Below are 12,317 nucleotides of genomic sequence, written 5' to 3' on the forward strand. Positions count from 1 at the left end.
TTTAAAATTCAATTACCGAATTAGTTTTCAATTGTGGATAGCTTCCTTTCCCATATTCGGGATAATAAGATGTGATTGGCTCCAAAACTTTTCCTGTATCTCCGGCTTCCTTAGGAACATACACATTATCCATTATCTGAAGTGTATCAAACTCTCCACGAAGCTTCGCATTACTCCAAGCAGGAGATATTTGATAAGCATCTTGCATCTTACTAGCTAAATCAAATTTAGATAAACCGATGTAACTTCTCGGGACTTCCATAGTCCTCATTGTCTGTTCAGCATACTTAGAATCCATATAACGATAGGCCGTTGATGACAAAATTCTGCCATCAGGCGATACATAAAAATCCGATTTAGATGTAACTTTAGGCGCTGGTAAAGCTAACACAGGATCTGGTGCCGGCAAGGTAAGTGGCTTACTAGTCTACCCAGGCAATGCTAGTTGTTGAACAGGAGTTACATCCTTACGTGGCCTCGTGACTAGTAAATCCCCTGCCGTCAGCTTCGTCATAAACACATCAACCGTAGGAACTCAAACTATTTGGCCACTTAGGCCTTCAGTCACTGCCTTAATAAACTGCCGTCCTGACTATCATAATATCTTTCTCATACATAGTCAAGTTCAGACACCAAAAAGACATCCAAGAGAAAATCCTTGAATATCCGTAAACGTTGACAGCATCTTATTGATTAAGGTTTTGAGGCAATTAACTTTGTCAGTTCACAGTTACATTTATAAGCAACTAAATGTGGCAAGCACAACATATAAAACTTAAAAAATTCGGGTGGTTATCACTTTTTGTTTTTGTAGCTTATGTAGTTGAGAAATACGAACTACTGCATCACAAAGATGATATAGTTTGATAACAAATCTACAGTTTCTTCGTGTCAATGCAATTTTTTCTATCGTCGTTTTCTATCCTGAAGATATTTAAATAGTTCTATATATTATTTCTAAAAAATTGAAAATAATTAAATAAACATAAAATTATTTACAAAAATTTGAAAATAATGTCTATTTGTATTATACTATCTTTGAGGTATTAATTATGAACTATATTAAAAGACCACATTATTTAGATTTTTTAAGAAGACATCGTGACCGACAAATCATCAAAGTTGTGAGCGGAGTGAGACGAGCTGGTAAATCTGTTCTCTTTCAACTCTATAAAGAGGAGTTACTAGCAACTGGGGTAGACGAAAATCAAATCATATCCATCAATTTTGAGGATCTAAGTTATTATGACCTGCGACATTTTCAAACATTATATACTTATATAAAAGAGCGGTTAGTTGAGGAGAAAACATACTATATCTTTTTAGATGAAATTCAACATGTTGAAAAATTTGAACTGGTAGCAGATAGTCTATTCATCCTACCAAATGTTGACCTCTATTTGACTGGATCCAACGCCTACTTTATGAGTAGCCAATTAGCTACAAATTTGACTGGTCGGTATGTTGAGATAGAGGTTCTTCCTTTATCATTTGAAGAATATCTATCAGGTCAATCTCTCACAGAGAATTTGAATACAACAGAAATTTTTAACAATTATCTCTTTAGTGCTTTCCCTTACTTATTACAAACAGCATTTTACGCTGAAAAAATTGACTATCTCAGAGGAATCTATAACTCAATACTGTTAAATGATATTGTCACTAGATTGGGAAATCCAAATCCTACTATTATTGAGCGCATTGTCCGAACCCTTCTCAGCAGTACGGGAAGCCTAATATCGACAAATAAGATTCGCAATACTCTGATCAGCCAAAACGTTTCAATCTCCCATAATACTTTGGAAAATTATTTGACAACTTTGACAGACAGTTTACTTTTTTATTCCGTTCCACGTTTTGATGTAAAAGGTCGAGCATTATTGCAACGTTTAGAAAAATATTATCCCGTTGATTTAGGTTTACGACATCTCTTATTACCAGATCACAAAGAAGATATTGGCCATATCCTAGAAAATATTGTATATCTGGAATTAAGACGTAGATATTCACAAGTATATGTTGGTAATTTAGATAAATATGAGGTTGATTTTGTTGTTGTAACGGATCTTGGCCACTACGCTTATTATCAGGTCAGTGAAACAACACTTGCTCCAGAAACATTAGAAAGAGAACTTAGACCACTAGAAGCTATTAAAGATCAATTCCCAAAATATCTATTAACAATGGATACGATTCAGCCAACAGCCAATTACAATGGTATTGAGAAGAAAAATATCATAGATTGGTTACTAGAAAAGTAGATGAGTATAAATCATACAGCTAACTAGATCTGCAACAGTCTGTTATCAATGATTCTACCCAAGCCCTAACAAGATATAAGGGATTTAAAACACTGACACTTGAAAGATAACATGGAATCTATAACTTCTGGAAGCACTATTATTACTCAAGATGATGAACTTCCATAGAATTAATAAAGCTATGAATCAAACGGAACTATAATTAAAAAGAGACTAAGCAATTAGGCTCTAAAATCCTAGAAGACGCATAAGATCAGGTGTTGAAGAAACTTGATACTATGCGTTTTATTATGGAAATATTTCCTTCATTTTCTCTTGAAATAGGTTTTGCTAGCTTATTTTCTCTATTTCTAATGACCTATACTCTTCGAAAATCTCTTCAAACCACGTCAGCGTCGCCTTACCGTACTCAAGTAAAGCTTGCGGCTAGCTTCCTAGTTTGCTTTTTGATTTTCATTGAGTATTACTTCAACTACTTACCTCTTGGAAAGAACAACAAAAAACTGAGCTGGCAAAATTTGGTATTATTCAATCTAATGAACAATATGTCTTTACTTATATCGATACCAAAGGAAACATCAATAAGCCTTTACACGCCGACTATCTAAACAATAAAATGAAAAGCATTAGAAAGCGACATAAAGAGCTGGCACATGCTACACCTCATAAACTGCGACACACAGGAGCGACACTTGCTAAACAAGCAGGAATGAGCTTAGAAGCCATTTCTGAAGCACTAACGCACAGCGATACAGGTACAACTCAAATTTATGTCAATACTTCTAATGTAGTTCCTATGGCAGTTGGTGAATTTGCTTTAAAGTCTCTAAAACAATAAGGTAAAAATAAGGTGAACTTTGAGGTAAACTTTTTAAAAAAAACACAAAAAAAGCACCCATAAGGTAAACTTTTGAGTGCTTTGAAACGTTGATATAATCGTATTGATTAACGTTTTGAGAATTGTGATGCTTTACGAGCTTTCTTAAGACCTGGTTTCTTACGTTCAACTTTACGTGAGTCACGTGTAAGAAGTCCTGCGCGTTTCAATGAATCGCGGAAGTCTGGGTCTACTTGAAGAAGGGCACGAGCGATACCGTGACGGATAGCTCCTGATTGACCAGCGTATCCACCACCTACAACGTTAACGAAAACGTCGTATGAACCTACAGTTGAAGTAACTGCGAATGGTTGGTTGATTACAAGACGAAGGTCAGCGTGTGGGATGTACTCTTCAACATCTTTTTTGTTAACAGTGATTTTACCAGTTCCTGGAACAAGGCGAACGCGTGCAACAGCGTTTTTACGACGTCCAGTACCTGCATATTGTGCTTGTGACATACTTTATTGTTCCTTTCCTTAGATAAGTCCTGAAATATCAAGAACTTCTGGTTGTTGTGCAGCGTGAGTGTGCTCAGCTCCAACGAATACTTTCAATTTCATACCTTGAGCGCGGCCAAGAGTATTGTGTGGAAGCATACCTTTAACTGATTTCTCGATCAAACGTACTGCATTTTTAGAACGAAGTTCACCAGCAGAGATTGATTTCAATCCACCTGGGTGGTTTGAGTGAGTGTAGTAGATCTTATCAGATGCTTTTTTACCAGTCAATTTAACTTTTTCAGCATTGATAACGATTACGAAGTCACCTGTATCAGTGTGTGGTGTGAATGTTGGTTTGTTTTTTCCGCGAAGTACGCTAGCAACAACTGCTGAAAGGCGTCCAAGAGGTACATCAGTTGCGTCAACAACGTACCATTTGCGTTCTACTTGGCCTGGTTTAGCCATGAATGTAGTTTTGTTCATGATTTCTCCTATATGAATATCGTTTTTGTTTACAGGGCGGATGTTCCGGTCCGCAAGTTATTTGAAAGGTTCCGGGGCCTTACAAATGGGGTAAACAATACCGTCTATTATTGTATCAAAATTCTCAGATAAAAGTCAAGAGATTGGGAAAATATTTTTTTATTTCTGCCAGATTCTCAACCTTTTTTCTTCCTGTTCCTGAAGGATTGTCTGAAAAATTTTAGAGACTAAATAAATGGCACAAGTCAGGAATAGCGTAACCACAAGATAATTAATCAGACGCCCGTGGTCTCCAACCAATGGCGGTTTTGTCAAAAAGCCATAATCTCCACCCGTCATTAGATTAACCACAAAAATCACAGCATTAAGGGAAGATGTGATGATTAGGGTTCGTTTGAAGTCCAATAAGCTAGCATCGTAGTCCTTCAAGAGATAAATCAAGGAATTTCCAAGAAGGGCTAAGTGACCGAAAACAAAGGACAGGATAGCAATGTGGGGGAAGGGATAGGGATCTGGCACTGGATAAATAAAAGCTGCCAAAGTTCCAAAGGTTCCCAGCACAGCAAAATACTGTTTGACTCTAGAGACACCCGGGGTCAAAAGCACTACAAACATAGCCAAACGGCAATGATAAAGGGGTAGACTTTCAGTTAGAGGCATCTGATTTACTAAATACCATCCGTAGAGCAGGATTAGCTGTACCGCCTGTAAAATCTGGAAAAATCGCTGACAGGCCTTTTTCTCACCATAACGATAGGCAAGAAACACAGTCAATGCTAATAAGGTAAATAGACTTCCATACCAAAGAAGGTCAAACTGGGGTGGCTCCGTCGGCTGCGTGCTAAATAAAGCATCCCAAACATTCATGTAACTTTCCTCATTTTCATATAAGCAGGCCCCTTACTCATCTCTATAGAGCCTAGCTTACATTTATTTCATATAATTTTGTGTAAAAGAAACTGTCGATCTTAATATAAAACAAAGCTTCTAATCGACATATTGTTCCCGCTCACCCTGATAGACCTGCCATAGAATTTCCATTTGTTCTTGGGTTATCCGTTTTTCAGATAGGGGAGGGAGATTCTTGATATTAAAAAATTCAAGTTCTGCAATTTCTTGATTTTCTTGAAATTGTCCATCTAATAAGTGACAGTCAAAGACGAACTTGGCATACTGTTTGTTCTGAAGTTGAAAGCGATTGGTATCAAAAACCGCTAATAAAGAGCCTACTTCTGCAGAAAAGCCTGTTTCTTCCTGAACTTCTTTTCGGATATTTTCCTTGGGAGAATATCCTACCTCGCCAAAGCCACCAGGTAATGCCCAAGTATCCTCTCCTTGCCCTCTAACCAGGCAAATCTTCTGATTTTGAACAATCCATGCCCTTACATCCATCAAGGGAGTTGCATAGCTACCTGTTGGTTTTAAAATTGCAGTCAATTCCTCTTGATCGAGCTCCGTTTGATCCTGCAAGACACTCCATAAAATCTGACGTAAATCCTCATAACGTTCACGGTCATAAGGATCCTTGGAATAGGTCAACCCAGTATCAGTGATAGCTAACATTCTCTGAATAGCTTTGGCGAAATCAGTTGTGCTCATTTTCTAGGCTTTCTACTAGCTTGGCTAGATTCATAGAGTTCGAACCTTTAAGCAAAATCTGGTCATGTGCGCCAAGACTCTCCTTAACCTGATTGACCATGGCTTCAAACTGGTCCTCATCGGCTGTTTTCTTGAAGTAGTACACATGGCCAATTGGGAACATTTGACTGGCTAGTTGAGCCAAGTCAGCGATGTCTTCACCGTAGAAAATTACGGTATCAAGGGCATCGGGTGTAATGCTCAAAATCATTTGATTATGAAGTTGAACAGACTGGTCTCCAAGCTCCTTCATATCCGCCAGAACTGCGAGTTTCTTGCCACCTTCATTGGCTGGGATGGCAGAGAAAGTCTCCAAAATCAACTTCATAGCTGTTGGATTGGCATTGTAGACATCTGATAGGATATCCGCACCGTTGGCTGCTTTTTTCCACTCGGTACGATTACGGGTCAATTCAAGATTTTGGAAGGCTTGACGGATTTGCTCTTCAGTCACTCCTTCTTGAAGAGCAACATAAGATGCAATCATAGCATTAGTCGCATTGTACTTACCTGTTACTGGCAAGTCAAGAGCCTGCTCTAAGAAATTGGCCTTGAAGGTTAAGCTATCCTTACGCTCAATCAATTCTGTAATTTCTAGTTCTGCACCTGGACCAAAACGAACCACTTTTTGTTCGGTAGGTAGATAATCCTCAACAATTGGATCAGAGGGCGCCAAAAGTAAGCCACCTTTCTCCATACCATCAGCAATTTGTAATTTCCCTTTAGCGATCTCCGAACGGTCCTTGAAGAAGGCTAAATGAGCTTCTCCTACCAAGGTCACAATAGCTGTTTTTGGATGAGCTAATTCAGATAAGAGATGGATATCTCCTAGGTGATCCTGTCCCATTTCCAAGACCAGCTTTTCAGTATCATCTGGCATATGAAGAACAGTGTAAGGGAGGCCAATCTCGTTATTGTAGTTCCCTTGCGTTTTGTAGGTTTTGTAGCTTGTAGAAAGCAAATGAGCCAACATATCCTTGGTCGTAGTCTTCCCATTTGAACCTGTAACAGCAAAGACATCGACACCAATCTTTTGAAGGTAATAGGCTGCAAGAGCTTGAAAGGCAGTCAAAACATCTTCTACCAAGATATAAGGATGCCCTTCTACTTCTTTCTCTGATAAGGTTAAAGCTGCGCCATTTTCAAAAGCTGTCTCGATAAAGTCATGACCATCACGCGCTCCCTTGAGTGGCACAAATAAATCACCAGCTCCAATCAAACGACTATCAAACTCAGCCTTGACTAGTGGGCTATCCACATAGCTAGTCACATCATTTTTTGCACCGACGACACGCGCAACTTCGTGAATCGTAAGTTTCATATTTACTCCTTTAAAAAGGGGCAAGGAGTCCTTCCCCGCCCTTATAGCTATCTTTACAATAGGTGCGCTTCACGTTTATTAAAGCTTTCTTTAGCAAGGTCAACCAAACGCTCGATTAGTTCTGGATAGCTAATCCCCATATTGTCCCAAAGCAATGGATACATAGACCATTGGGTAAATCCAGGCATAGTGTTAAGCTCGTTTAGGAAAACTTCTCCCTTATCTGTATAGAAGAAATCGCAACGTGATAAACCAAGTCCACCAATAGCACGGAAGGCAGTTTCTGCATTTTTACGCATGACTGCTACCACATCGTCACTAATCTTAGCTGGGATATCCATAGTAATCTTGTTATCGATATACTTGGCATCATAGTCATAGAAGGCTACGTCTTTGACAACTTCACCAGGAAGCGTGCTCTTGACATCATAGTTCCCTAAGAGACCCACTTCGATTTCACGTGCATTGACTCCTTGTTCTACCAAGACACGACTATCATACTTGAAGGCAAGTTCTAAAGCTTGATGGAGTTCTTCTTTATTTTCAGACTTAGAAATCCCTACACTAGAACCCATATTTGATGGCTTGGTAAAGACTGGATAGGTTAATTTGTCTTCAACTTCAGCAATCTTAGAAGTCAAATCATCACCTTCAACAATCGCTACGTAAGGGACTTGGGCAATCCCAGCAGACTCCAAAACACGCTTGGTAGTAATCTTATCCATGGCAAGACTTGAAGACAAGATGTTGCAACCAACATAAGGCATTTTCAAGACTTCTAAGAAACCTTGAACGGAACCGTCTTCTCCCATAGGTCCATGAAGAACTGGAAAGACAACTGCGCCTTCTTCATAGATAGCACTTGGAGCAATTTTCTTGTCCCAATCGATTGTTTCATTGGTCATGAGACGGTCTTCCTGCCCAGGAGTTTGGGTAAATTCTTGGGTTTTGATAAAGTCTCCAGACTGGCTGATAAAGAAGGTTTTTACTGCGAAACGATCATAGTTAACCGCACGCATGACACTCTCAGCTGACAAGATAGACACTTCACGCTCTGCACTGCGTCCACCGTATAATAGAATAATTGTTTGTTTCATATGATTGTCCTATTTCTACTAGAATACTTGCTCTTTAGTATATCACATTTGTCTATTTTTTTAAACTTGAATAGCACAAAACAAGAAAAGAGACTGGAAAAAAATGGTCCAGTCTCTGTGTTCTTAAAATTTTATACCTGCCAGCTAATTATTTAGCGATTTAACCTCATAGACTAAAGCTCTGTACGATTTTCAATGGCCCTTAGGAGTGTTACTTCGTCCGCATACTCGATATCAGCTCCCACTGCTAGACCTCGTGCTAGACGAGTAACCTTGATCCCTGCAGGTTTAAGAAGTCGAGAGATATACATCGAAGTCGCTTCACCATCAGCTGTCGCATTGGTTGCCACGATGACCTCTGAAACCTCGCTATCCATGAGACGAGTCATAAGACTCTTAAGATTGATGTCATCTGGGCTAATGCCATTCATTGGTGAAATCAAGCCGTGCAAGACATGGTATAGTCCATGATATTCTTGGATATTTTCCATAGCCGCTACGTCTCGGCTATCCTCTAATACTAGGATAGTTGTCTGGTCACGACTAGGATCCGTACAGATTGAACATGGATCATCATCCGTTAAACGTCCGCAAATCGAACAATAGGTCAATTCTCGCTTAGCTGCAAGGAGATTTTTGGCAAATTCATTGACATCGTCATCAGACATCCCAATGGTATAAAAGGCCAGTCGGGTCGCTGTCTTGATCCCGATACCTGGAAGTTTAGAATAGCTGTCAATCAACTTAGCAATAGGTGTTGGGTAAAGCATGGCTTCCTTTCTAGTTCATTGGATGGTGTTGGTTGTAAAGATTGATAATATCGCGCGCAATAGATGGACCGACACCGTTGGTTAGGTTGGTATTATGTGGGAAGACAACTGCAACTGCAATCTGAGGGTTATCTGTTGGCGCATAGGCCACGGCATTAGTATTGTTGGCTTTTTGACCACCATTGACGTAACTTTCGGCTGTACCAGTTTTTCCGCTGATAGAGACCGTTGCTCCATTTGAAAAGGCACGACCTGTCGTAAGGGCACTAGTCCCGTGCGATACTTGGTAAAATCCTTGTTGTAGGATGGACATGTCAGATTCGGAAATATTGATTTTATTCATTTCGGTACTAGCTGTTTGCTGAATCAAACTTCCTAAACCACCTTGCTCATTATTATCATAGACTCCCTCTACTATACGAGGAGCCAAGCGAACACCATTATTGGCAATAGTTGCTACATACTGAGCTAGCTGCATCGGGGTATAGTTATCGAACTGTCCAAAGGCGTTATTTAGATAATTCGCCAAATCATAATCTTTAGGGATAAATCCTGTTGACTCTTCTGGTAGATCAATTCCTGTAGAAGCTCCCAGACCGTATTCACCAAAGGTTGAACGTAATTTCGCCATAGCAGACTCAAGATTGCTGGTTCCTACTGTCATATTAGGCTGATAGGTTTGCCCCATGATTCCAAGAGCTGTCTGGACCATGTAGGTATTTGATGAATATTCCAAAGCCTCAACAGCTGTAATCGGGAAGGAACCGTAAGAAAGGGTATACCAAGAATTAATTGGTGCAGAACCTTGAAAGACGATTGGTTGGTCTGTCAAGGTTTGGTTGCCAGATAAGACTCCATTTTCCCAACCTGAACTGATGGTTGCCGCCTTAACAACAGATCCTGGAACAAAGACATTGGTGACAGTTCCGAGTGAGTCTGGATTCAATTCACCAGATTCAAGATTGTGCTTGATTCCTGACATCGCTAGAACAGCTCCTGTCTTAGGATTGAGGGCAACCGCATAGACACCTTCCGAATATTGGGCACCTCCATTAGCAAGCTCAGAATTAAAATAGCTTTTCAAGAGGCTATCCACACTATCCTGGAAGGCCAAATCAATTGTCAGTTTAATGTTTTTACCCTTGCTACCTTCCTCAATGTTTTCTACGCTCTCCATATCTCCATGTTTATCGAGATGGATTTCTTTAACAGTACGTTTCCCTTGTAGGACTTCCTCATACTGTTTCTCAAGGTAAGAGGTTCCAACACGGTCATTGAGAGAATAACCTTTTTTAAGATAGGCATCTACTTCCTCAGCTGGAAGGCCTGATTTTTCACTTGAAACACTTCCTACGATAGAGGCCAGAGAGGTTTCAAGAACCTTGCGATCCCACGAAGTCGAGATGCTAATCCCAGGTAACTCTTTAGAGGCAGAAGCAATTTGAGCGACCTGAGTATCGCTTAAGGGATCCGTTTGGATATTGCCTGTTGCAAAATTTCCAACTGCATTGAGCTGACTAAAGAGATAAATAATCTTCTTTTCATCCTCTGTATAATTAGTTTGGCTAGAGGTAACACTCTCAACAGCATTGTTATAAAGATCCGATTCAGAAAGTTGGTTACCATCTGAGTCAAAACGCTTATCTTTTGGAAGAGCCTCTACCGTTTTTTTATAGACAGCTGGGTCCGCTAGATAATAATCAGCCATCTGACGTTCTGTCAAATTTGGAGAGGAAACTGTTACATACGTTAAAAGTTTAGTAGAAATATCCTTTAAATCTGTAGCCGTCATCTTATTACTTCGTGTGAAAGCCACTACTTGTTTAACGGTATTTTCTACCAAGGGTTTTCCAGCCGCGTCATAGATTTCTCCTCGGGCAGAACCTGTTGTAACCCGCGTCTGACTAGCAGATGCTAACTTAGCTTCATAGAAATCCTTGTTTACGACCTGCATATAGAGCAAGCGACCAATGATGGTCATGAAGAGCAAAATAACGATTGCAAACAACAAATTAAGCCGAGTTGGTATCGAATGGCTATTAAATTTTCTCATACAAGGCAGTCTCATTTCTAATCAAAATCTTACTCTTCATTGTACCATAATTTAAAGAGAAAATTATGGAAAAAGAAAAGACTTTTCCTTTTTATCCAAAAAAACAAAGCAACTGTGGTATAATTAAAGTAAGCGCTATTTTATAGATTTCATTGATAAAAATTTTAACAAATAACTACAAGGGAGGCCCATGAACAAGCAAGATATCTCTACGATTATTGATCTTCACTTTGAAGAAATGACCGATTTAGAGCAAGAGATTGCCCGCTATTTTTTGCAGGCAGATACCATTCATGATGACTTGTCTTCTCAGCAGGTCACTCAAAAACTTCATATTTCTCAGGCCGCTCTCACTCGCTTTGCCAAAAAATGTGGCTTTACGGGTTATCGAGAGTTCATCTTTAAATACCTACAACAAATTGACAACCTTTCAGTCCCACAACAGGATATGAATCCTTTGACCCAAAGAGTCTTGAGGAGCTATACAAACATCCGAGAAATGACACAAGAATTGATTGATGATGACCAACTGGAGCGCATTGCCCAAATGATTGATCAATCAGAACGCGTCTATTTTTTTGGTACTGGAAGTTCTGGACTCGTTGCGCGTGAGATGAAATTGCGTTTCATGAGACTTGGAGTCGTTTGTGAGGCTTTGACAGATCCAGATGGTTTCGCCTGGACAACCAGTATCATCGATGAAAAATGTTTGGTCTTTGGTTTCTCCCTTTCAGGAACAACTCCATCCATCATCGACAGTCTACTAGACGCTCAAGATACGGGGGCTAAAACTATTCTTTTTACTAGCACGCCTAGCAAGGAAACTCAGGAATTTACAGAAACTGTACTGGTAGCAAGTCAGAGTCAGGCTTCCTATATCCAACGCATTTCTGCCCAACTTCCTATGTTGATCTTAATTGATCTACTCTATGCTTATTTCCTAGAAATTGACCGTGAGAGTAAAGAAAAAATCTTTAACAGTTATTGGGAAAATAAAAAACTAAATGGCTATCGTAGAAATAGAAGATCTAGATAAGCCTTCATCCCTTTCAAGCGAATAATCATATGAGTAACCAGCGATTAAAGTCGCTGGTTTTTATACTCTTCGAAAATCTCTTCAAACCACGTCAGCTTCACCTTGGATTATATATGTGACTGACTTCGTCAGTTTTATCTGCAACCTCAAAGCTATGCTTTGAGCAACCTGAGGCTAGCTTCCTAGTTTGCTCTTTGATTTTCATTGAGTATTAGTTTGCTCAAGTCCTATAACTGATGACTTATGCACATAGAACTCTACACCTGATTCTTGATATAAAAAAGCGAACAAGACGGAATTCTGACTCTCAGAAAACTCGTTTTGCTCGCTTTTTATAA

General features: G+C 39.5%; 11 protein-coding genes and 1 pseudogene. 3 read left to right on the forward strand and 9 right to left on the reverse strand.

Annotated features, from left to right (window positions below; all coding sequences use genetic code 11):
• Position 1: 1 nt before the first annotated feature.
• Positions 2-409, reverse strand: a complete 408-nt coding sequence (locus QM877_RS03380) for a hypothetical protein (protein WP_414317598.1) — start codon at positions 407-409, stop codon at positions 2-4.
• Between the two features lie 643 nt (positions 410-1,052).
• Here QM877_RS03380 and QM877_RS03385 point away from each other — a divergent pair.
• Complete coding sequence (locus QM877_RS03385; RefSeq protein ID WP_414317599.1) at positions 1,053-2,261, forward strand: ATP-binding protein; 1,209 nt, start codon at positions 1,053-1,055, stop codon at positions 2,259-2,261.
• A 463-nt stretch (positions 2,262-2,724) separates the two neighbouring features.
• A pseudogene (gene xerC / locus QM877_RS03390) lies at positions 2,725-3,099 on the forward strand (site-specific integrase); the annotation flags it as partial.
• A 107-nt stretch (positions 3,100-3,206) separates the two neighbouring features.
• On the opposite strand, the gene rpsI reads toward xerC, so the two are convergent.
• The 8 genes from rpsI to pbp2b form a co-directional block, all read right to left on the reverse strand.
• Complete coding sequence (rpsI, locus tag QM877_RS03395; RefSeq protein WP_000075973.1) at positions 3,207-3,599, reverse strand: 30S ribosomal protein S9; 393 nt, start codon at positions 3,597-3,599, stop codon at positions 3,207-3,209.
• A gap of 18 nt (positions 3,600-3,617) precedes the next feature.
• Positions 3,618-4,064: a 50S ribosomal protein L13 gene (gene rplM, locus QM877_RS03400; RefSeq protein ID WP_001044622.1), complete on the reverse strand. Its 447-nt coding sequence runs from the start codon at positions 4,062-4,064 to the stop codon at positions 3,618-3,620.
• 159 nt (positions 4,065-4,223) lie between these two features.
• Positions 4,224-4,931 (reverse strand): TIGR02206 family membrane protein, encoded by a 708-nt coding sequence (locus QM877_RS03405; protein ID WP_045762676.1) that lies wholly within the window; start codon positions 4,929-4,931, stop codon positions 4,224-4,226.
• A 120-nt stretch (positions 4,932-5,051) separates the two neighbouring features.
• On the reverse strand, positions 5,052-5,663 hold the full coding sequence (locus tag QM877_RS03410; RefSeq protein WP_414317600.1) for an NUDIX hydrolase: 612 nt from the start codon (positions 5,661-5,663) through the stop codon (positions 5,052-5,054).
• Positions 5,650-7,023 carry a UDP-N-acetylmuramoyl-tripeptide--D-alanyl-D-alanine ligase gene (locus QM877_RS03415; RefSeq protein WP_414317601.1) on the reverse strand — a complete coding sequence of 458 codons (1,374 nt, stop codon included), beginning with the start codon at positions 7,021-7,023 and terminating at the stop codon, positions 5,650-5,652. Before QM877_RS03415 ends, QM877_RS03410 begins: the two co-directional genes overlap by 14 nt.
• Positions 7,024-7,076: 53 nt before the next feature.
• Positions 7,077-8,120 carry a D-alanine--D-alanine ligase gene (locus QM877_RS03420; RefSeq protein ID WP_414317602.1) on the reverse strand — a complete coding sequence of 348 codons (1,044 nt, stop codon included), beginning with the start codon at positions 8,118-8,120 and terminating at the stop codon, positions 7,077-7,079.
• 173 nt (positions 8,121-8,293) lie between these two features.
• Positions 8,294-8,890 carry a recombination mediator RecR gene (recR, locus tag QM877_RS03425; RefSeq protein WP_251938494.1) on the reverse strand — a complete coding sequence of 199 codons (597 nt, stop codon included), beginning with the start codon at positions 8,888-8,890 and terminating at the stop codon, positions 8,294-8,296.
• A 10-nt stretch (positions 8,891-8,900) separates the two neighbouring features.
• On the reverse strand, positions 8,901-10,958 hold the full coding sequence (gene pbp2b, locus QM877_RS03430) for a penicillin-binding protein PBP2B (RefSeq protein ID WP_414317603.1): 2,058 nt from the start codon (positions 10,956-10,958) through the stop codon (positions 8,901-8,903).
• 175 nt (positions 10,959-11,133) lie between these two features.
• Here pbp2b and QM877_RS03435 point away from each other — a divergent pair, with 175 nt between their 5' ends.
• Positions 11,134-11,979 (forward strand): MurR/RpiR family transcriptional regulator, encoded by an 846-nt coding sequence (locus QM877_RS03435; RefSeq protein ID WP_414317604.1) that lies wholly within the window; start codon positions 11,134-11,136, stop codon positions 11,977-11,979.
• Positions 11,980-12,317: the final 338 nt, after the last annotated feature.

The sequence above is a fragment of the Streptococcus infantis genome, from assembly GCF_047463655.1.
Classification (GTDB): Bacteria; Bacillota; Bacilli; order Lactobacillales; family Streptococcaceae; genus Streptococcus; species Streptococcus infantis_Z.